Origin of the sequence: Janthinobacterium sp. CG3 (assembly GCF_000344615.1) — a bacterium.
Taxonomy (GTDB): domain Bacteria; phylum Pseudomonadota; class Gammaproteobacteria; order Burkholderiales; family Burkholderiaceae_D; genus Janthinobacterium.
The window spans coordinates 5,037,471-5,057,841 of record NZ_KB467824.1; the positions used below are offsets into that span (position 1 = coordinate 5,037,471).

Genomic DNA, 20,371 nt, shown 5'->3' on the forward strand with positions numbered 1-20,371 from the left:
GGCCGGGCCTTCCTTGTTGCGCGGCGGCGATCAGGCCTGGTAGGCGCGTTCCGCCTTGGCCCAGAACGCCCACAGCAAGGCCGACATGATCAAGCCGGCGTTGCAGTCCACCAGCCAGTCTGTCAGCGCACCGTGCCGGAAGGGCATAAAACTTTGCAACAGTTCATCGAACGCACCCATCAGCGCAATTGTCGCAAGCGCCGTCGCCGCGCGCCACAGCGGCGCGCCGGTGCGGCCGCTAAACAGCAGGAAGGTCAGGCCGCCGTAGGCGATCGAATGCAGCACCACGCCGGACGCGACATAGCCGATCTCTTCCCTGGCGCCGGGCACCGATCCCCATATCAATATCATCAGATACAGCAGGAAGGCGCTGCGGTAGCGCAGTTTTTGATAGTCGGCGGAGACAAGCAGCTTAACGAGATGGGTGTGCATAGGAAGGGCAAAGTCAAAAAAGAGGGCAACCATAGCATGCCGCCGCCGTTCGGGTCGGCGGCATCGGACGGCGGGTGCTGGTTCGCCGGGAAAAAAAGCGCCCGCTGGTGAAAGCGGGCGAAAAACCCAAGAAAGGGTCAAGAGTGCAAAATGGGCTTGTTGGCGCTACATCGGGCTTGCTTGCGCTAATGCGGGTTTGCTCGCGCTGCCTGTGTGGCAGCGACGCGGTGTGAAAGGCGGCACGCCGCCGCAGTTTGGTGTGCCGACTGCCATAGTGAGCCGGCACACCCATCCGAAATCACGCATATCGTTTGCGTGTACTGCAGATGTAACCAGCATAACCGTCAAGGATGACAGGGCGATGACATACATCAATCAACTGAATTAAGCGGTGTAAAGCGGGCGGCGGCGACGTTCGTGGCCTGCCGTTCGGGTACGCGCGTTGAGCGGATAAAAAAAAGCCCGCTGGTAAAAGCGGGCTTAAAACTATTTTCTTGGAGGAGAATAGTGGAGACAGATGCATTATGCTGCGCCGCCACATATATGTCTAATGATATTTCGCGATATCAGTTATAATTTTTTCATATATCGATAGGCGCGCCGCCGCGCCTCAGTCCTTGACCGCTACCGTGTAGTTGAGCGCAAGGCGGCCGCCGTCGACGTAGATGGTCTGGCCGGTCATGTAGCTGGCGTCGTCGCTGGCCAGGAAAGCGGCGATGGACGCCACTTCCTCCGGTTCGCCGCAGCGTCCCAGCGGCGTGCGCGACAGGATGGTGTGGCGCGCTTGCGGACTCGACAGGACCGCCTTCTTGGCCAGTTCCGTCAGGATGGTGCCGGGGCCGATGCCGTTCACGCGCACGCCGTGCGGCGCCAGGTTGAGCGCCATCACCTTGGTCAGTTGGTTGATCGCGCCTTTCGACACCACATAGGGCACCTGGTTCGGGATTGCCAGTTCGGCGTTGACGCTGGACATGTTGATGATGCAGCCGCTGCCTTGCCTGACCATTTCGCGCGCCGCCGCCTGGCCGCACAGGAACATCGATTTCAGGTTGATGCGCATAACCCGGTCGAAGTCGTCCTCGCTGACGTCGAGGAAGTCGGCCGCGTGGGTGACGCCGGCGTTGTTGATCAAAATGTCGACGCGCCCGAAGCGCGCCAGGGTTGCCGCCAGCAGGGCGTCGACGTCGGCTTTTTGGCTGACGTCGGCGGTGAAGAAGTCGGCCTTGCCGCCCAGCGCGGCGGCCGCCTGTGCGCCCTCCGGCTTGACGTCGACCAGCATCACGCTGGCGCCTTCGATGATCAGGCGTTGGGCGCAGGCCAGGCCGATGCCTTGGGTCGCACCGGTGACGATGGCTACTTTATGGGATAGTTTCATTGTTGCTTACACTGGGATAGGGGAGGGGGCCGCGTGGCCCTAGATGATGATGGCCTGGTTCGGCAACTGGTTTGAACGCGCGCCGTTGGCGGGGAAGTGCTGCGCAAGCAAGTCGTTGAGCGTGGCCAGCGCTTGCAGCGTGCTGTCGTGGAAGGCGCCGCTGGCGTAGCCCCGCGTCATCGTCTGGCAGATCGCCTGCCATTCGGCCGGGCCGAGGCGGCGCCCGACGTTGCGGTCGGCGACGATGTCGACCTTGCGCTCGGCCAGGTTAATGTAGATCAGCACGCCGCAATTGTCTTCCGTGTCCCATACGCCATATTGGGCGAACAGGGCCAGCGCGCGCTCGCGGTTGCTGATGCCGCTGAACACCTCGCCCGGATTCAGCGAGGTTTCGACGATCAGGCGCACTTCGGCGGTGTGGGCCAGCTCGCCTTTGGCGATGGCGTCCTCGATCGCTGTCAGCGTGGCCTGCGGAAAGGCGCGGCGGCCGTCGGCCGCGGTGCTGCGCAGATGGGTCAGGGCGCGCCGGCAGCGTGCGATGAAGGAGCTCGAGTCAGTCATTACCAATCCCCCGAGGCGCCGCCGCCGTCGAAACTGCCGCCGCCGCCCGAAAAGCCGCCGCCGCCCGAAAAGCCGCCGCCGCCCGAAAAGCCCCCGCCGCCGCCGGAAAAGCCGCCGCCACGGCTGCCCAGCGCGGCGCCCAGCAGGACGCCGCTGGCGTTGCGCGCCCAGCCGCCGCGGCGCGGGCCGCCGCGCGAACGGCGCAGCGCCGCCAGCGCCAGCGCGCCCAACAGCAGCAGCGGGCCCCAGAAGGTGGCGTCAACGTCTTCTTCCACGCTGTTGGCCGGCTTGCCCTGGGCGGCGGCTGGAAATTGTTCCTGGTTCAGCAGCGTGGCGATCGCGCCGACCCCGGCCACCAGACCGCCGTAGTAGTCGTTCTGGCGGAAATGCGGTGCGATCACGTCCTGCAGCACGCGCTTCGATTGCGCATCCGTCAGCACGCCCTGGACGCCGCGGCCGGCCTCAATGCGCAGGCGCCGCAACGCCGGCGGATTGTCTTTGGCCACCAATAACAGAACGCCGTCGTCGACGCCCTTGCGGCCCAGCTTCCAGGCGTCGGCGACGCGGATGCCGTATTGTTCGATCGCTTCCGGCGCGGTGCTGGCCACCAGCAGCACGGCGATCTGGCTGCCGGTCTTGGCCTCGTAGTCGGCCAGCACGCCGTCGAGCGCGGCGCGCTGCTTGGCGTCGAGCATGCCGGCGTTGTCGGTGACGTGGGCGCGCACCGGCGGCACCGCCAGCAACGCCTGGGCGGCGCCCGGACCTGGCGCCAGGAAACCCAGCACGCAGACGAGGCCGGCCAGCTTGCGCAGCATCGCCATGCCTATTTGCCGAAGTTGACGGTGGGCGCGGTCGATATCGATTTTTCGTTCTCGACCGTGAAGGAGGGCTTGACCTGGTAGCCGAACGCCATCGCCGTCAGATTGCTGGGGAAGCTGCGCGCCAGCACGTTGTAATCCTGGACCGCCGCGATATAACGCTGGCGCGCCACGGTGATGCGGTTTTCCGTGCCTTCGAGCTGAGACTGCAGGTCGCGGAAGTTGGCGTTGGCCTTCAGGTCGGGATATTTCTCCGACACCACCATCAGGCGCGACAGCGCCGACGACAGCTCGCCCTGCACCTGCTGGAACTTCTGGAACGCGGCGGGATTGTTGAGCACCTCCGGCGTGATCTGGAAGCTGGTGGCGGCGGCGCGCGCGCGCGTGACCGCCTCCAGCGTTTCGCGCTCGTGCGCGGCGTAACCCTTGACGGTGTTGACCAGGTTGGGAATCAGGTCGGCGCGCCGTTGGTACTGGTTCACCACCTCGCCCCAGGCGGCCTTGGTGGCCTCGTCCTTGCTTTGAAACTGGTTGTAGCCGCAACCCGACAGCAGGCTGGCGAGCGCGCCCAGCATCAGTATCAGGCGCATCCAAGGGGAAAAACGGTTTGCTGTGGTGGACATGGTGGTGGCGCTGCGCGCGCGTAAGGGACGAGCGATTAATATACCCCAAACTGGGCAATTTCCCGCCGCCGGCCGCTGTTATATCGTGCGCGCCGCGGCGGCTTGGGCGGCCTTTCCGGCCGGCGGACGGTACAATATGGGGTTTGCAACCGAATAGATAAGGCGCGCCGTGAATTTCATCAATAAATTATCCGCCGCGTGGACGGCCAACGATTCGCTGCTGTGCGTCGGGCTGGACCCCGACCTCGCCAAGCTGCCGCCGCAGCTGCGCGACCAGCCGGATGGCATTGTTACCTTCTGTACCCGGATCATCGACGCCACCGCCGACCTGGCGTGTTCGTTCAAGCCGCAGATCGCCTACTTCGCCGCGCTCGGCGCCGAGCGCCAGCTCGAGGACATTTGCCGCTACGCGCGCGAGACCTATCCGCATATCCCGCTGATCCTCGACGCCAAGCGCGGCGACATCGGCGCCACCGCGACCCAGTACGCGCGCGAGGCGTTCGAGCGCTACGGCGCCGACGCCGTCACCGTCAACCCGTACATGGGCGCCGATTCGGTCGAGCCGTACATGGAGTGGGAAGACCGCGGCGTGATCATCCTGTGCCGCACCTCGAACCCGGGCGGTTCCGACCTGCAATTTTTGAATGTCGACGGCCAGCCGCTGTACCAGCACGTGGCGCGCCTGGTGGCGGAAAAGTGGAACAAGAACGGCCAGTGCGCGCTGGTGGTCGGCGCCACCTTCCCGCAGGAGCTGGCGCAGGTGCGCGCGATTGTCGGCGACATGCCGCTGCTGGTGCCGGGCGTGGGCGCCCAGGGCGGCGACGTCGCCGCCACGGTTGCCGCCGGCCAGACCGCGAACGGCATGGGCATGATGATCAACTCGTCGCGCGCGATTATCTACGCCAAGCCGGAGCAGGGCGAAGACTTCGCCGCCGCCGCCCGCCGGGTGGCGCTGGAAACGCGCGACGCCATCAACCTGTACCGCGCTTGAATGGGTTCGCGGCCCTGGACGGGCCGCGTACCGGCTTCTACTGGTGCTGCGGCGCCACCATCTCAACGTAATCGTACAGCGCGCCCAGTATCTGCTCGCCGCGCTCGTCGGCGGTTTCCTGCAATTGGTCGATTTCGCTGAACAGCAGATCGACCGTGCGCGCCCCGGCGGCGCCTTGGTACAGGCGCGCGGCGCGGTGCTCTTCCCAACGCTCAAGCTCGACCTCGTTCAAGCTCGCCGGGAAATTGCGCGCGCGGTAGCGGAACAGCAGCTCTTGCAGGCGCTGGTCGGAAAACGACGGGCGCGCGCTGGCCAGGCGCTGCGGACTTTCCTTGCGTAGCGCGTCGAGCAGACGGCGGTCGTCGTTGCCGATGAAGCCGCCGTACAAATCCTCGTCGACGTCCGGCGCCTCGGTCGCGCCGGGGCGCTGGAACACCTCGGCCCAGACCGCCGCCATGTCCGGCCCGGCCGCCGCCGTGGCGGCGTGGGCGCGCCCGGCCGCCAGGTCGATGCCCCAGCGCTCGGCCATGGCCGGCGACAGGGTCTTGAGGTTGCCTACCAACATAGGCGACTTGTTCAGGTGGATGCTTTTCACCGGCAGGCGCGTGACGCCCTCGGGCAGCGCGTCGCTGCGGGTGAACATGCGCGTGCGGATCGTCGCCGCGTCCAGCGTGAACAGCTCGGCCGGGTCGAAAGCGCAATCCCAGACGATCACCTCGTTCTTGTTGCTCGGGTGGGTGGCCAGCGGCCACACCAGGCCGATGCAGCCGCGCTCGGTCGGGAACATGCCCGACACGTGCAGGAAGGGCTGGCGCAGCGCCGGCGCCAGGCCCATGCCCATTTCGTCGGCGACGCGGTCCTTTTTGTGCAGCGCGAAGCAAAAGTCGAACAGCTTCGGCTGCTTTTGCTTGATCAGGCGCGCCAGCGCGATGGTGGCGCGCACGTCCGACAGCGCGTCATGCGCCGATTCGTGCAACAGGCCGTTGGCCGCGCACAGGTGTTCCAGGCGGAAGCTTGGCTTGCCGTCTTCGCGCGTCGGCCACGCGATGCCCTCGGGGCGCAGCGCGTAGGTCATGCGCACCACGTCGAGCAAGTCCCAGCGGCCGCACTGGTGTTGCCATTCGCGCGCGTAGGGATCGATCAGGTTGCGCCAGAACAGGAAGCGGGTGACCTCGTCGTCGAAGCGGATGGTGTTGTAGCCGACGCCGATCGTGCCGGCCTTGGAAAAGGCTTTTTCGATGGTCGCGGCGAACTGGTGTTCCGGCACGCCCCGCTCCAGGCACTGCTGCGGCGTGATGCCGGTGATCAGGCACGATTGCGGGTCGGGTAGGAAGTCGGGCGCCGGCTGGCAATACAGCATGATAGGCTGGTCGATCTCATTCAGGTCGGCGTCGGTGCGGATCGCCGCGAACTGGGCCGGGCGGTCGCGCCGCGGCTGCACGCCAAAGGTTTCGTAATCGTGCCAAAGAAAGGTCTGGGTAGTCATCGTGATCGCTAAAAAAATTCGTGGCGCCCGCGCCGGACGGCGGCGTTTTATCGCGGGCGGCCTATAGTTTGTGGTGTTGTTGTCGTTATAAGCTGTGGGGGCTGCTGGTGGCCGGCGTAAATCCGCCCGTCGGCCCGTATGTTACACAGAATGCTCGTCCAAGGAGACTTATCATGTCAAATCCCTTATCCGTCAGCGGCGCCGGCAGTGCCGCCAGCGCCGCCGCGACCGACAAAGCCAAGTCGGCCGACGCCACGCCGGACATGGCGCCGCTTGAAAAAGCCCGGCTGCAACAGAACGCGGCGATCCTGCAAGCGTCCGTCAGCGTTGCCATCGGCTCGCAAAACGAACCGCTGTCGCTGCTGTACAAGAGCGCCATCACCAGCATCAACGAAAAACTGCAGACGCAATATGGCCCCGACGCGCTGCAGGGCGCCGTCTCGCAAGACAACAGCGCGGAAGGCACCGCCGAGCGCATTGTATCGTTGTCGACCGGGTTTTTCGACGCCTACAAGAAACAGCACCCGGGCGAGGACGAGGGCAAACTGCTGACCAAGTTCATGGACACGATACGCGGCGGCTTCGAATCGGGTTTCAAGGAGGCGAAGGATATCCTGCAGGGCTTGAAGGTGCTCAACGGCAATATCGCCAGCAATATCGATAAGACCTACGCGCTGGTCCAGCAGGGTTACGCCGCCTTCGAGGCGGCCCGCAAGCCGGCGCCGGCGGACGCCGCCGCGCCGGCCTGACGACTACAGCGCGGCGCGGTTGCGGCCGCCGTCCTTGGCGCGGTACAGGGCGGCGTCGGCGGCGGCGATCAACGCGTGCTCGTCCTGGCCCGGCGCCAGGCTGGCCACGCCGAACGAGGCCGTAACATGCGGCAACGGACTGCGCATGTCGGCGAACACCACCGCCTGCTGCATCCGCTCGCACAGGCGCTCGGCCACCAGCAGCGCCATCTTGGTGTTGGTGTCGGGCAAAATCACCATCATTTCCTCGCCGCCGTAGCGCACCGCGCAGTCGGTCGGGCGCAGCGCCGCGCTGAGCACCTGGGCCGCCGTGCGCAGCGCCTGGTCGCCGGCGACGTGGCCATGGCTGTCGTTGAAGCGCTTGAAATGGTCGAGGTCGATCATGATCAGCGACAGCGGCGTGTTCGCGCCGTGCGCGGTGGCCGCCATGGCCGGCAGCAAATCGTTCAACCAGGCCCGGTTGTACAAGCCGGTCAGGCCGTCGACCATCGACAACTGGCGATAGAACTCGCCGACCTTCTGGCGCCGGCGCAACTGCGCGTTGGCGGCGCGGATGCGGAAGGAGAGCAGGCGCAGCAGATTGCGCGCCAGCGCGTTCGAGGCGTCGATCAATTGCCAGACGAGCTTGCCGTCGATGACCAACAACTCGGTTTCCTCCAGCGCGGCGATGGCCGACAGGTTGCTTTCCTCGTCGAGCACCGATTGTTCGCCGACGCTCTCGCCCGGCAATACCTTGCTGAGCGTGCCGTCGGCCATGCCGGTCGAGGTGTCGGCCGCCACCGTCAGCGCGCCGCGCAACACGATGTACAGGCGGGCACGGTGCGTATCCGTCATCACCTGGCCGGGCAGCAGGCGCACGATAGGGCAGGCCGCCAGCAAGGCGGCCACGGCGGCGTCGTCCGAATCGCGAAACAGCTGCAGATCGCCGATCTGGTAGCGGGAAGCGCCAAAACTACAGATATGTTCCACAATAAGACCTTCAAAAAACCCGCGCCGGCCCACCACGTGGCCGCTGCGGCAATCATAACGCAAACCATGCCCAGCTGAAATATGCCACCGTGCAACTTTGCTCTTGACGCCAGATTGCCGCGCCGGCGCCGTTGAAAAGCGCTGGCGCCGCGCCGCGCCGGCGTGGTTCAATGGCAGCCACTTTGTTTTGCGGGAGACGCGATGGAATGGATTGATGCGGTGGGAACGGCGCACGCGGCCGATGGCGCCGCGCGGATAGTCTCACTGGTGCCGTCGATTACCGAATTGTTGTGCGAGCTGGGCCTGGGGCCGCGAATCGTCGGACGCACCGGCTTTTGCATCCATCCGGCCGCGCAGGTGGCGGCCATCGCCAAGGTCGGCGGCACCAAGGATGTCAACCTGGCCAAGATCCGCGCGCTGGCGCCGACCCATCTGGTGGTGAATATCGACGAGAACGAGAAGCCGACCGTGGCCGCGCTGGCCGAGTTCGTGCCGAATATCGTCGTCACCCACCCGCTCGCGCCGCGCGACAACTTGGCGCTGGCGCGTCTGCTGGGCGGCGTGTTCCGCGCCGGGGACAGGGCCGAAGCCTTTTGCGCCGCCTTCGAGGCCGAGTGGGCCTTGTTGCAGGCCGCGCCCAAGGGGCCGCCACGGACGCTGTTGTACTGCATCTGGCAAGACCCGTGGATGGCCGTCTCGCGCGACACCTACATCGCCAACATGCTGGCGCAGATCGGCTGGAGCGTGCCCGACCTCGGCGCGGCGCGCTATCCGCGCTTCGACTGGTATCCCGGACTGCTGGCGGGAATCGACGGCGTGCTGCTGTCGAGCGAGCCGTATCGCTTTACCGAGGAGCATGTCGACGCGCTGGAGCGGCAGATCGGCAAGCCGGTGCAGTTGGTCGATGGCGAAATGATGTCGTGGTACGGCAGCCGTTCGCTGGCGGGCTTGCGCTATCTGCGCCAGTTGGCCGCAACGTAAAGTGGGGGGAGGGCGGTACTGGATGCGCGCGATGCAACGGGCGCAACGGGCGCAATAGGATGCGGCAGGGAACTTGACTGGCGGCCTGGAACGGCCGCCAGCACCTTTGCGCGCTAGGGTGTTACTCGTTTACTTCGTCGGCTTCGACGTCGGCGGTCGCGGGAATTTTGCCGCTGGCGTGGCGCTTGCTGTCGTGCAGTCGTCCGAGCGCGCTATCGATGGCGCGTTTGAGTTTTTCCGCCGCACCGGCAATGGCCTGGTGCAGGGTGGCGGCGTGGTCGCTGACGGCGATCGGCTGGTAGCCGGTAATGCGCGCTTCCATCAGGCAGCGATTGTCGCCGTCGACCGATTTCTGGCTGTTGTTGTCGCTCAGGTGTACTTCGACGCGGGTGATGTTTTCGCGGAAACGGCTGATGGCTGATTCAACTACGGACTGCACGTGCTGGTCCAATCCTACGTTGCGTTCGATGGTGCTGTCGGTATTGATATTGATTTGCATATGCTCACTCCGGTTATTCATAAAATAAACCCTGCCAACCAGTGGCGCGGCGCCGCAGTCGACGCATAGTCGACCAGAGGCCTTGCTTGCGTGCATAGGCGCCAGTGATACCGGCGCCAAATCCAGGTTGGCTATAACGTTTTGCACACGAATTTATCTTACACCTTTTCCGTCTTCTTGCCAGTACCGTTCGTTTTCCGCCGTCCGGCGCGTCCTCCGGCCGGGCCCTTATCCATTGATCAGGCCGGCGGCCAGGTTGATCGACAGGCCCAGCACCACCAGGTTGAAGAAAAAGCTCAGCACCGACTGGCCCAGGACGATTTTGCGCATCGCGCGCGTCTGCACGCTGACGTCCGACGTCTGCACGGCAACGGCGATGGTGAACGAGAAATACAGGAAGTCCCAGTAATCGGGGTTGTCCTCGTCGTCGGGGAAGCGCAGCGGCTTGTCGGTCGCGGCCTGGTAGTACAGGTGGGCGTAATGGACGCAAAACAGCGTGCCGACCAGGAACCAGGAGCCCAGCAGCGTGACGACGGTGAAGCCGTAGTGCAACAGGCGCGCGTCGGGCGGCATCGCCTGCAGCGCCGACAGTTGCGAGATGATCGCCGCCAGGCTCATCACCGAGGCCACCGACAGCGTCGCCAGCACCAGCGCGGCGCGCTCGTCCTGCCGCGCCGACATTTCCCGCACCTTCACGTGGTCGGCGCGCATGATCATCCAACCGGACGTTAGCAGGTAGGACCAGACCGCCACGTTCCAGGAGGTCAGCACGCGCGTCATCGCTTGCCACTCGCGCGGCAGGAATACGCTGACGGCGAGGCCGAGCCCGATTGCCAGGCTCAGGTGCGGGCGGCTGCGGATGAAGCCGCGGAACGGCAGTGATATGGGCATGGCGGTCGGCTCGAAGAAGGGGCGGAGGCGCCATCTTACCCCTTGCGCGCGCGCCGGCGGCAAAGATCAGGCCGCTTTACCGCCACTGGCGGCCCGCTCCTTCTCGTGGTGGGGAAAGCGGTCCATGCGCGCCAGCACCGGGAAGCCCAACGCCCAGGTCGCCGTGACGACGACGGTGGCGGCGCCGCCGAACAGGATCGCCCGCACCAGGCCGAACCAGCCGGCGGTCAGGCCCGACTCGAATTCGCCCAGCTCGTTGGAGGCGCCGATGAAGACGGCGTTGACGGCGCTGACGCGGCCGCGGATGGCGTCCGGCGTTTCAAATTGCACCAGCAGGTGGCGGATGTAGACGCTGACCATGTCGCCCATGCCCATCAGAAACAGCGCCACCAGCGCCACTACCAAACTTGTGGTGGCGCCCAGCGCCAGCGTGCCCAGGCCGAACAGCGCGACGCCGCCGAACATCCACGGCCCGACCCGGCGCGTGATCGGAAAAAACGCCAGCGCCACCGAGCACAGCGCGGCGCCGGCGCCGGGCGCGGTGCGCAGCAGGCCCAGGCCGGTCGGGCCGACGTGCAGCACGTCGTGCGCCAGCGCCGGCAGCAGCGCGGTGGCGCCGCCGAACAGCACCGCGAACAGGTCCAGCGAGATGGCGCCCAGCACGACCGGCTTGGACCAGACGAAGCGCAGGCCTTCGAGCAGCGTGTGCCAGGTGGCCGGCTCGCGGTGGCTGGCCTGCGGCGCCGCGTGCGTCATGCGCATCAGCAGCACCGAGACGGCCAGCAGCAGCGCCGCCACCACGTACACCGCCACCGGCCCGGCCAGGTACAGCAGCCCGCCCAGGATCGGTCCGAGGATGACGGCCAGGTGCGAACCCGACGAGCTGAGCGCGACGGCCCGGCTGAAACTCTCGGTGGGCACCATGTTCACCAGCACCGCCTGGGTGGCCGGCATCATGAAGGCGCGCGCGCCGCCGAACAGTACCAGCACCACGAACACCGGCCAGACCACGCCCAGGCCGGCCACGGTGAAGGCCAGCAGCGCGCCGGCGCACAGCAGTTGCGCGCCCAGGCACAGGGAAATGATGGTGCGGCGGTTGTAGCGGTCGGCGGCGTGGCCGGCGAGCAGGATCAGCAGCAGGAAGGGGGCGAACTGGGCCAGCCCGATCAGGCCGAGGTCGAACAGGCTGCCGGTCAACTGGTAGACTTGCCAGCCGATGGCGACGCTCTGCATCTGCACGGCGAGCGTGCCGAGGACCCGGGCCGACAGGTAAAACGCGAAATTTCGGTGCCGTAATACGCCGAAGGCGTTGCTGCCGGAGGTCGGGGTCATGAAGACTTTCAAGGGGCGGGGCCGGGGCTTGGATTAAAATACGTGTCGGCCGGAAATTTTTTGCACTATTGTGCCTGATGTTCCCCATCGCCGCTTGAGGCCCGGCCAAAAACAGCGTTCCCGGCACCGCGCGCTGCCATCACCCGCCAGACCGGCTTTTCGCCGTCGTTCTCCATGCACAAGACAATTTTCGACACCCCCATTATCAACACCCTGATGCGCTGGATATCGGTGGCCACGCTGCGCCTGCTCGGCTGGAAAACCGAAGGCATCCGGCCCGACGCGCCGAAGTACGTGCTGATCGCCGCGCCGCATACCAGCAACTGGGATTTCCCGTACACGCTGATGCTGTGCTTTGCCTTGCGGCTGCGGGTGTACTGGGTCGGCAAGGACAGCCTGTTCCGCTGGCCGCTGGGACCGCTGGCGCGTTGGCTGGGCGGCATCGCGGTCGACCGCAGCGCCAACACGAACATGGTGCAAAGCACAATCGAGGCGTTCGCGCGGCAAGCGCGGCTGGCGGTGATCGTCGCGCCGGAGGGCACGCGCGGGCGCGTCAGCCACTGGAAGACCGGGTTCTACCACATCGCCCACGGCGCCGGCGTGCCGGTGGCGCTGGCCTATCTCGACTTCAAGCGCAAGGCCGGCGGCATCGGCCAGATGTTTCGCACCAGCGGCGACATCGAACGCGACATGGCGCAGATCCAGCAGTTCTACAGCGGCGTCACGGGCAAGAACCAGGACCAGTTCGACGCCGCGCGGATCCGCACCAAAGGCCGGGACTGACAGGCAATGCCGTCAGCGTAGGCGGCTTCGGCGCTGACATGGTTACACGCGCGCGGCCGGGCTTACTTAGCCAGGTCCGCCTCGGTGGTAAACGCGTCGGCGTAAAACTCCTCCTCCGGCAGCTTGCATAGTTGCACGAAGTCGCGCTTGGCCGAATCGACGACGATCGGCGCGCCGCAGGCGTACACCTGGTAGCCCGACAGGTCCGGCAGGTCGTCGATGACGGCGCGGTGGACGAAGCCGCCGCGGCCCTGCCACTGGTCGTCTGGCTGGGCCTGGGACACCACCGGCACGTAGCGGAAGTTCGGCAGTGCGGCCTGCCACTGGCGGCACAGCGCATCCATATACAAGTCTTGCGGGCGGCGTCCGCCCCAGTACAGCACCATCGGCCGTGGCGACTTCAGGTGGATCATGTGCTCGACGATGGCTTTGATCGGCGCGAAACCGGTGCCCGAGGCCAGCAACACGATCGGCTTCTCGCTATCCTCGCGCAGGAAGAAGGTACCCAGCGGACCCTCGAAGCGCAGGATGTCGCGCTCCTTCATCGTACCGAACACCTGCTCGGTGAACAGGCCTCCGGCCATGTGGCGGATGTGCAGGGTGATCGGGCCGTCCAGGTCGGGCGCGTTGGCCATGCTATAACTGCGCCGCTTGCCATCGCGCAGCATAAATTCGATATACTGGCCGGCGCGGTATTGCAGGCGCTCGGTGGCCGGCAGTTGCAGCGTCAGCACGACCACGTCGGGCGCCACCTTGTCGATGCTGGTCACGCGCGAGGGCATTTTTTTGATTGGGAAGTCGTGGCTGCCGGCCACTTCGCGCGCTTCGATGACCAGGTCGGCGCTGGTGGTGGCGCAGCAGAACAGCGAGACGCCGGCGGCCTCCTCTTCCGGCGTCAGCGCGCGCTGCTGGTGCGCCTTGTGCTGCACCTGGCCCGACACGACCTTGCCTTTGCACGAGCCGCAGGCGCCGTTTTTGCAGCCGTAAGGCAAGCCAACGCCGGCGCGGATCGCCGCCGCCAGCACTGTTTCGTCCGCTTCGCAGCTAAATTGGTGGCCGCTGGGCTGGACAGTAATTTGAAAAGTCATACAATCCTTGAAATGAAAAATACAATAATTCACAGCATTCATCGACCGCGCCTGCTTATTCTGGGCTGCGGCGACGTTGGCTTGCGCCTGCTGCCGTTGCTGCGCGCGCGCTTTCGCATCTTCGCCGTGACCAGCCGGCCCGAGCGGTGCGCCGAACTGCGCGCCGCCGGCGCCGTGCCGATCGTCGCCGATCTGGACGACCGCGCCAGCCTGGCGCGCCTGTCCGGCCTGGCGTCGACCATCGTGCATCTGGCGCCGCCGCAATCGGACGGTTTGCTGGACCGCCGCACGCGCAACGTATGCGCCATTTTACCTGAGCGCGCGCGACTCGTTTACGTCAGTACCAGCGGGGTGTACGGCGATTGCGGCGGCGCCGTCATCAACGAGACCCGGACGGTGGCGCCGAACAATGCGCGCGCCAAGCGCCGCCTCGACGCCGAGCGGGTCTTGCGCGCCTGGGCCAGGGGCAGCCACGCGGTGCTGTCGATTTTGCGGGTGCCGGGCATTTACGCGGCCGAGCGGCTGCCGCTCCAGCGCCTGCGGTTGGGCACGCCGGCGCTGGACGCGGCCGACGATGTGTATACGAACCACATCCACGCCGACGACCTGGCGCGCATCATCGCCTGCGCGCTGCGCCGCGGCCTGCCGGGCCGGGTCTACCACGCGGTCGACGACAGCGACATGAAAATGGCCGATTACTTCGACGCGGTGGCCGACGCGTACGCGCTGCCGCGGCCGCCACGCCTGCCGCGCGCCGCGCTGCGCGAGGTGGTCTCGCCGATGCTGTTGTCGTTCATGTCGGAGTCGCGCCGCATGTCGAACCGGCGCATCAAAGAGGAGCTAGGCGTGCGTTTGCGCTATGCGCGGGTGGCGGATGCCTTGCCGCAGAGTAAAATAGCGAATTATTAAGCAGCAACAGGAAAAACCATGACAAACCTGACTTACGAAGAATTTTTGGATGAAGTAACCACCATCATCACCGAGCTGTACGAAGTCGAGGATGAGGCTGCCATTAAATTGGTGGTCGACGCGCAAGCGGCCGATTTTTTCGTCGCGCATGACAACCGCGAAGACATGCGCACGCGCGAGCAGGCGAAGAAAGATGCGGTAAGCTTGTTCGAGGCCAAGCAAAACAAGCAGTTGACGCAAAAACAACAGCAATTGAGGGTGCGCGACAAAAAAATCAAACCGAGCTGAACCGGTGAAACGGGCAAGGCGCCCGACCCTGCGCACCGCCGCCGGGGGCACAGGAGGAAAGGGCTGAAAACCGGCCCGTGGCCGGGCGCCGCCGTGGCCGAAGCGGCGTGTGGTGTTCGTTTGATGCGACGCGCCATTTTTGATGCAAATCAAGCATACTGGGTTCGCGACACGATATCGTGCATCATCTCGTGAGCAGTTAACTCGTCAGCAGTTAGCGATAGTCGATGGCAGTTCGTTGATGGCAGTTTGGCCGCTCCGTCTTGTGGCGCGGCATCCTTTTGGAGCGTGCGATGCATCACATCACTCATCCTACCAAAGAGCAAGTCCGGGCCTACATGCAGCAACGCGAGGCCGCCCGCCGCCCGCCGCCCACAGCCGATGAAATCCGCCGCCAGCTCGGCTGGATCAAGGCGCCGCTGCATGCCAGCGGCACGCAAAGTCTGTTTTTTCCCGCCGAAATTGCCCAACTCGCCGCTTTGTTGGCCGTGGAGTGGCTGTTCCGCATCGGCGGCGCCCACACCAAACACTGATAGTTTAGGCACACTTAGTGTTTTTGCGGTATCCTCTAACACATCTGATGCGTATCAAATCTCTTCAATAATCACAAAAATGTCGCAAGTTAAGCAAAAACTAACAATTACGTGTATTATGTGGCGTACTTGTTAAAAGCCGTACAAATGACAGGTGGTTTTTGGCGCGTTTCCATGAGTTCTAGCAAGGTTAGGTGTTCTGGCGCCAAATTTTTGCAAAAATACAACAAAGTTCGGGTTCAATCATGACTATCAAACAAATCACAGCACTGCCTACCTACAATCCAAATCGCGTTTTGGATGCGATCATTGAAAAGTTGCAGTTGAAAAACGACGCGGCCCTGTCGCGCGCACTCGAAGTGGCGCCACCGGTCATCAGTAAAATCCGCCACAACACCTTGCCGATTGGCGCGACCATCTTGATCCGCATGCACGAAATCAGCGATTTCAGCATTCGTGAACTGCGCGAATTGATGGCTGCGTAAACAGCTATTCTTGGGTGCTTGCCATCGCGGCAATCATCCTTGCGGGGCAGGCGGACCAGCGCGCCACTGCAGCGGCTGCGTCGAACGCCTGACTCGCTCGGCCCGGCCGTTCAAGCCGTCGTGCTGATGGTGCTGCCAATGCGCTCGCCGCTGGTGTTGACCGACGCCTTCGGCGCGGCCGGCTCCGGTGGCGGTGGCGGTTTCACTTGCTGCGTCGTTTCTGGCGCTTTAACCGGTGCGATCGGTACGGTGCTGCCGCTTGAAATAACGCTGACTGTCATGATGCCCTCGGTGTGGTGACGGTTGACTGCGACGGCGAAGCGTGCTGCTGCCTTTTAAAGTCGAGGCCGCTTTCGGACGCCGCAATTCCAGGCGTCTTCCTAGACGTCATAGTGCAGCGAAATCGCTCTGCTCGGGTTGAGACAAGTCAACCTTCTTAGTATATTCATTTCGCGTGTGAATTCAACTCTACGTTGACGCTTGTGTAGCGCCCGAGTACGCCCAGCGTATCCGCCGGCCGGCGGCGCAAGGCGCAGGCGGGCGCGTTCCGGGCGCGCGACGTTTATCCGCCGCTGCCCGATGATGGCGCCATTGCCCCCGCTTTGCTAGCGTTGCTTGCTCAATACCGGACGTTCCGTGTAAAACCGGGTTTGCTCGGCGGTGACCGCCGCGCTGGAAAAGGCCGTGGCCGGCGCCCGGCTGGAGAACGCCGTTTTCACGGAGGCGCTGGAAAACGCGGTGCTTACCGCCGCGCTGGAAAACGCCGTCGTTTGCACCGCTGCGCTGGAGAATGCGGTGGCTGGCGCTCTGCTGGAGAATGCCGTTTTCACGGCGGCGCTGGAAAATGCCGTTTTCGCCGAGGCGACGGCGGCGCTGGAGAATGCGACTGCCGGCGCACGGCTGGAAAAGGCGACTGCCGGGGCGCGGCTGGAGAACGCGGTTGTAGTTGCGGCGCTGGAGAAAGCGGTTTCCGGCGCGCCGGCCGCTTCCATCGCCGCTGCCGAGCGAATATAGTCTTCGCCAAACGTCTGCTCGTACAGTTCCTTCATCCGCTCGCCGACGCGTTGATGCGCTTCCAGATCGGCTTCGCCGCGCAATCCCACATACGGGAAGTGGTGCAGGAAATAACCAAAGACTTCCTCGCAATCGACCGCGTATTTCATCGTGTCCAAAATATGGTAATGCCAGAACGTGTCGACGTCGAACAGCGGCGCGGTGGCCTCGGACGGGAAAATTTTCATCAGGTGCAGAAAGCGGCGGTACTCAAACTCGACCGCGTTGACCTTTTCTAGCGACCAGCCCTCGCCGGACTCCTGATGCATCAGTTTTACTTTGATCGGATCCAGATCCAGATTGGCGATGGCTTGGAAGTTGTCGTTCGAGTTCATGAGTGATAATCCTTTGGATAATGGGCCGTTAGGGAATAAAGATGAAAACGTGAAGCTGTTTGCCGCTATCGGTGATCTAGCGCTGTATGCGACATGCCCGATATCTGCATACCGCTAAATTGACTTGGATAAAATGTTGTGTTAAATAAAATTTTTTGCAAGTTGTTGCGTGACAACTCTTTTAGTATATGCATTGTCGTTGCGAAATCAATCAAAATTTCAACACTAATTGCGATGGGGTAATATTTTCAGTGGCGGGCGAGGGCGGTGACGGGCTGGGAGAGCCGCGCGTTGAAGGCTCAGTGGCGGGCGTAGCGACTTCGGAGCCTGTGCGGCTCCGAAGTGTTGTTTATTAGCCTGAAATTGGCAGGCTAGGGCGCTCCGAGTAGAAGCGCGCGCGTCCGCTCAGGTCTTCCGTTGGGGCCGACTGGACTGCCCCGTCGATCGCCACACGGGCCGACCAGGCCGTTTGCGGCGCCGCGGCACCGCCGTCGAGCGTGGCGCGGGCCGACCAGGCCGTTTGCGGCGCGGCGGCGGCGCCGTCGAGGGTGGCGCGGGCCGACCAGGCCGTTTGCGGCGCGGCGGCGGCGCCGTCGAGGGGCGCGCGTGCAGACCAGGCCGCCTGAGTCGGCGCGCCGGCGCGGAGATAGTCCTCGCCGAAGGTTCCTTCGTACAATTCGCGCATGCGCTCGCCTTGGCGTTGGTGCGCTTTTTCGTCGGCCTCGCCGCGCAAGCCGATATAAGGGAAGTGGTGCATGAAATGGCCGAAGATCGCGTCGCAATCGGCCGAGTATTTCATCGTGTCGAGAATATGGTAATGCCAAAATGTGTCGACGTCGAACAATGGCGCGGCTTGCTCCGTCGGATATTGTTTCATCAAAATCAGGAAGCGGCGATATTCAAATTCGACCGCGTTGGCCTTCTCCAGGCTCCAACCCTCCCCCGATTCCCGATGCATCAACTTTACTTTGATGGGGTCCAGATCCAATTCTGTAATTGTCTTGAAATTGTCGTTTGCATGCATGGTGAGTGTCCTTTGGAAAATGGTGTGTGCGATCGGGGTGCGTCTGCCGCGCAAATCAAGAGCCTGAAAAAGGTCTGCTTTGAATCGGATATTGATGAAAAGCATTGATAGTCATTTTGCCCCTCAAGCGCAGGCCATTATTGATATATATCAATGTTCACTCAGGAAATTCCTACGCCGGACGGGCGAAGTCCGACGCCGCGGCAGGAGAATGGCTGAACCGGGGCGCCGTCGGCTCAGGCGCTATGGGAGTCCAGTTCGCTCTGCTCGTGCAGATACGGGTAGACGGGGTCGTCCTTGATCGGCACCGACACCAGCACCGTCATGCCGGCGCCTTGGCCGCTCTTGATGGAAAACTTTCCGCCTAGTATCTTTATGCGCTCTTCGATGCCCACCAGGCCAAAGGAGCCGGCCTTGTTGCGCCCCTCGTTGAGCACGCCCACGCCGTTGTCCTTCACCGTCATCGACAGGATGTCGCCCTCCTTTTTCAGTTCCACCTGGACCAGGCTGGCCTTGGCGTGTTGGGAGATGTTGCTGAGCGACTCTTGCAGGATGCGGAAAAAGGCCGTCGCGCAATGGTCGCTGAGGCAGATGTCGGTCTGGTTCTCGCTCAGTTCGCAGTAGATGCCGGTGCGGCGGCGGAACTCGGCGATCTGCCATTCGACGGCCGCGTTCAAGCCCAGGTCGAGCACGGTCGGGCGCAAATCGTTGATGATGTGGCGCACGCTCTTGATGGTGGCGTCGATCTGGCCCAGCGTGGAGCGGGCGCGCGCGTGCAGACGCGGGTGGCGCCGTTCGGTGCGCGAGGCCAGCATGTCGGCGTCGATGCGCAGCACCAGCAGGTTCTGGCCGAGGTCGTCGTGGATCTCGCGGGCAATGCGCTTGCGTTCCTCTTCCTTGATGTGGTCGGCGTGCGCGGCCAACCGGCGCAGCTTCTGGTGCGACACCTGCAGCTTGGCCTGGCTGTCGCGCAATTCCTGGGTCATCGCCTTGGCCATCTGGATGGCGCGCATGCGCGACGTGGTCAAGGTGTGGAACAGCGCATAGATCAACATGGTGCCGACGAAGCCGGCCAACATCGCCAGCCACGGGAAGTACACGTCGAAGCCGGTGTACAGCTCGGCCTTGCTGACGCTGAAGCGGGCTTGCCACAAACGCCCGTTGTAGTTAATCGGAACGATGGTGGAAAACACTTGGTGTGCCGCGGTCTCGTGCCACGGCGCCGCCTGGCTGTCGAAGGCCAGGGCGCCGTCGCCGCTCCGGCGCGGTTGGCTGATGGTGCCGCCATCGTACAGCTCGACGCGCACATTGCGCGCCGGCATTTCGTCGAGCACGCCGCGCACCAGCGACTGCAGGTTGAAACCGACGCCGATCGAGCCTATATAGGCGGCGCGCCGTTCCGCCACGTTGCTCACGGACATACCGGCGCGGTAGATCGGCAGGCGCATGGCCAGCGCCGTCATGCCGGGCTTGCTCGGCATCTGGATCGTTTGTCCGGAATTGGTGACCGTGCCTTTGTCGCGGGAGTCGTCCAGCACCTTGTTGCGGAAGGGTTCGGCGGCGATGTCGACGCCGAACTTGTCGGGCGCGTTGGCGATCGGTTCCATATAGGTGAGCACCGAATAACTGGCGCGCCGCCCGGGCGGGGTGAGCGCGAAGGGCGGATAGCCGTCGCCGGCCGACTCTTCCCCGCGTACCTTAAGCTCGAAGGCGGCGCGCGCCTCGTCGGTGATGAACCTGGCGAAATTGACCGTTTCGATGGCCGGGAAATGCTCCGCCAGCGACAGGCCGGCCACATAGTGGCGGAACTGGGCGCGGGTGATCGACTCCGACACCTGGAACAGGCTGGCGGTGCCGCGCAGCAAGTCCGCGTACGATTTAATGCGCGCGCCGATACTGTGCTGGGCGGTGTGGGCCAGGTGCTTGAAACGTTGGTTCGAATCGGCCTCGATCGAGCGCGACGTCGCCAGGTAGAACAGCAGGCCGACGCCGGCCGACAGCAGCACGCCAACCCACCAGAACGGTTTTTTCGGGACAAACAGGTTTTTCTTGCCTAACATGGAAAGCATCGTTAACCGCATCAGGAGGTCGTGGGTCCAGGGTCCGCCGCGCCTTGCCGCACCCTCTGGCCGGAAAACTTTGCATTGTTGAAACTTGGTCAACAAG

At 64.0% G+C, this 20,371-nt stretch carries 23 protein-coding genes; 9 read left to right on the forward strand and 14 right to left on the reverse strand.

Going from position 1 to position 20,371, the window contains the following annotated elements:
* Positions 1-30: 30 nt before the first annotated feature.
* The 5 genes from JANGC3_RS0122320 to JANGC3_RS0122340 form a co-directional block, all read right to left on the reverse strand.
* Positions 31-465 (reverse strand): VanZ family protein, encoded by a 435-nt coding sequence (locus JANGC3_RS0122320; RefSeq protein ID WP_232429754.1) that lies wholly within the window; start codon positions 463-465, stop codon positions 31-33.
* A 577-nt stretch (positions 466-1,042) separates the two neighbouring features.
* The gene (locus JANGC3_RS0122325; RefSeq protein WP_017878710.1) at positions 1,043-1,807 is read right to left on the reverse strand and encodes an SDR family NAD(P)-dependent oxidoreductase; all 765 of its coding nucleotides are present in this window, start codon (positions 1,805-1,807) and stop codon (positions 1,043-1,045) included.
* 39 nt (positions 1,808-1,846) lie between these two features.
* Positions 1,847-2,368: a TPM domain-containing protein gene (locus JANGC3_RS0122330; RefSeq protein ID WP_017878711.1), complete on the reverse strand. Its 522-nt coding sequence runs from the start codon at positions 2,366-2,368 to the stop codon at positions 1,847-1,849.
* Positions 2,368-3,189 carry a TPM domain-containing protein gene (locus tag JANGC3_RS0122335; RefSeq protein ID WP_017878712.1) on the reverse strand — a complete coding sequence of 274 codons (822 nt, stop codon included), beginning with the start codon at positions 3,187-3,189 and terminating at the stop codon, positions 2,368-2,370. The genes JANGC3_RS0122330 and JANGC3_RS0122335 overlap by 1 nt, the downstream gene beginning before the upstream one ends.
* 2 nt (positions 3,190-3,191) lie before the next feature.
* A complete protein-coding gene (locus tag JANGC3_RS0122340; protein WP_017878713.1) occupies positions 3,192-3,776 on the reverse strand; it encodes a LemA family protein in 585 nt (194 codons plus the stop codon).
* Between the two features lie 202 nt (positions 3,777-3,978).
* Here JANGC3_RS0122340 and pyrF point away from each other — a divergent pair, with 202 nt between their 5' ends.
* On the forward strand, positions 3,979-4,800 hold the full coding sequence (gene pyrF, locus JANGC3_RS0122345; RefSeq protein WP_017878714.1) for an orotidine-5'-phosphate decarboxylase: 822 nt from the start codon (positions 3,979-3,981) through the stop codon (positions 4,798-4,800).
* A gap of 37 nt (positions 4,801-4,837) precedes the next feature.
* On the opposite strand, the gene sbcB is transcribed toward pyrF, so the two are convergent.
* Entirely contained in the window at positions 4,838-6,286 is a 1,449-nt protein-coding gene (sbcB, locus tag JANGC3_RS0122350; RefSeq protein ID WP_017878715.1) for an exodeoxyribonuclease I, read from the reverse strand.
* A gap of 173 nt (positions 6,287-6,459) precedes the next feature.
* Here sbcB and JANGC3_RS0122355 point away from each other — a divergent pair, with 173 nt between their 5' ends.
* Positions 6,460-7,035, forward strand: a complete 576-nt coding sequence (locus JANGC3_RS0122355; RefSeq protein ID WP_017878716.1) for a DUF5610 domain-containing protein — start codon at positions 6,460-6,462, stop codon at positions 7,033-7,035.
* A gap of 3 nt (positions 7,036-7,038) precedes the next feature.
* On the opposite strand, the gene JANGC3_RS0122360 is transcribed toward JANGC3_RS0122355, so the two are convergent.
* Complete coding sequence (locus JANGC3_RS0122360; RefSeq protein WP_017878717.1) at positions 7,039-8,004, reverse strand: GGDEF domain-containing protein; 966 nt, start codon at positions 8,002-8,004, stop codon at positions 7,039-7,041.
* A gap of 201 nt (positions 8,005-8,205) precedes the next feature.
* Here JANGC3_RS0122360 and JANGC3_RS0122365 point away from each other — a divergent pair, with 201 nt between their 5' ends.
* The gene (locus JANGC3_RS0122365; protein ID WP_017878718.1) at positions 8,206-8,985 is read left to right on the forward strand and encodes a helical backbone metal receptor; all 780 of its coding nucleotides are present in this window, start codon (positions 8,206-8,208) and stop codon (positions 8,983-8,985) included.
* A gap of 121 nt (positions 8,986-9,106) precedes the next feature.
* Here the strand turns inward: JANGC3_RS0122365 and JANGC3_RS0122370 are convergent, their stop codons facing one another.
* The 3 genes from JANGC3_RS0122370 to JANGC3_RS0122380 all read right to left on the reverse strand — a co-directional run bounded on the left by JANGC3_RS0122370 (position 9,107) and on the right by JANGC3_RS0122380 (position 11,707).
* On the reverse strand, positions 9,107-9,484 hold the full coding sequence (locus tag JANGC3_RS0122370; protein ID WP_017878719.1) for an HPF/RaiA family ribosome-associated protein: 378 nt from the start codon (positions 9,482-9,484) through the stop codon (positions 9,107-9,109).
* A gap of 228 nt (positions 9,485-9,712) precedes the next feature.
* Entirely contained in the window at positions 9,713-10,375 is a 663-nt protein-coding gene (locus JANGC3_RS0122375; RefSeq protein WP_017878720.1) for a DUF1345 domain-containing protein, read from the reverse strand.
* 66 nt (positions 10,376-10,441) lie between these two features.
* A complete protein-coding gene (locus JANGC3_RS0122380; protein ID WP_035788926.1) occupies positions 10,442-11,707 on the reverse strand; it encodes an MFS transporter in 1,266 nt (421 codons plus the stop codon).
* Positions 11,708-11,881: 174 nt separating this feature from the next.
* Between JANGC3_RS0122380 and JANGC3_RS0122385 the strand changes: the two genes are divergently transcribed.
* Positions 11,882-12,490: a lysophospholipid acyltransferase family protein gene (locus JANGC3_RS0122385; RefSeq protein ID WP_017878722.1), complete on the forward strand. Its 609-nt coding sequence runs from the start codon at positions 11,882-11,884 to the stop codon at positions 12,488-12,490.
* 62 nt (positions 12,491-12,552) lie between these two features.
* Here JANGC3_RS0122385 and JANGC3_RS0122390 read toward each other — a convergent pair whose 3' ends face one another.
* On the reverse strand, positions 12,553-13,578 hold the full coding sequence (locus tag JANGC3_RS0122390) for a CDP-6-deoxy-delta-3,4-glucoseen reductase (protein ID WP_017878723.1): 1,026 nt from the start codon (positions 13,576-13,578) through the stop codon (positions 12,553-12,555).
* Positions 13,579-13,590: 12 nt separating this feature from the next.
* Here JANGC3_RS0122390 and JANGC3_RS0122395 point away from each other — a divergent pair, with 12 nt between their 5' ends.
* From JANGC3_RS0122395 to JANGC3_RS0122415, 5 genes are all read left to right on the forward strand, one after another.
* Positions 13,591-14,487, forward strand: a complete 897-nt coding sequence (locus tag JANGC3_RS0122395; RefSeq protein WP_026133352.1) for an NAD-dependent epimerase/dehydratase family protein — start codon at positions 13,591-13,593, stop codon at positions 14,485-14,487.
* An 18-nt stretch (positions 14,488-14,505) separates the two neighbouring features.
* Positions 14,506-14,775 (forward strand): hypothetical protein, encoded by a 270-nt coding sequence (locus JANGC3_RS0122400; protein ID WP_017878725.1) that lies wholly within the window; start codon positions 14,506-14,508, stop codon positions 14,773-14,775.
* Positions 14,776-15,068: 293 nt separating this feature from the next.
* The gene (locus tag JANGC3_RS0122405; protein ID WP_035787908.1) at positions 15,069-15,308 is read left to right on the forward strand and encodes a hypothetical protein; all 240 of its coding nucleotides are present in this window, start codon (positions 15,069-15,071) and stop codon (positions 15,306-15,308) included.
* 245 nt (positions 15,309-15,553) lie between these two features.
* Positions 15,554-15,793, forward strand: coding sequence for a hypothetical protein (locus JANGC3_RS0122410; protein WP_026133354.1), 240 nt, complete (start codon positions 15,554-15,556; stop codon positions 15,791-15,793).
* Positions 15,794-15,913: 120 nt separating this feature from the next.
* Positions 15,914-16,093, forward strand: coding sequence for a hypothetical protein (locus tag JANGC3_RS0122415; RefSeq protein WP_157406827.1), 180 nt, complete (start codon positions 15,914-15,916; stop codon positions 16,091-16,093).
* Between the two features lie 305 nt (positions 16,094-16,398).
* Here JANGC3_RS0122415 and JANGC3_RS0122420 read toward each other — a convergent pair whose 3' ends face one another.
* From JANGC3_RS0122420 to JANGC3_RS0122430, 3 genes are all read right to left on the reverse strand, one after another.
* Complete coding sequence (locus JANGC3_RS0122420; RefSeq protein WP_017878729.1) at positions 16,399-17,181, reverse strand: glycine-rich domain-containing protein; 783 nt, start codon at positions 17,179-17,181, stop codon at positions 16,399-16,401.
* A 352-nt stretch (positions 17,182-17,533) separates the two neighbouring features.
* Positions 17,534-18,310: a glycine-rich domain-containing protein gene (locus JANGC3_RS0122425; RefSeq protein ID WP_232429755.1), complete on the reverse strand. Its 777-nt coding sequence runs from the start codon at positions 18,308-18,310 to the stop codon at positions 17,534-17,536.
* A 131-nt stretch (positions 18,311-18,441) separates the two neighbouring features.
* On the reverse strand, positions 18,442-20,265 hold the full coding sequence (locus JANGC3_RS0122430) for a CHASE domain-containing protein (RefSeq protein WP_017878731.1): 1,824 nt from the start codon (positions 20,263-20,265) through the stop codon (positions 18,442-18,444).
* Positions 20,266-20,371 lie beyond the last annotated feature (106 nt).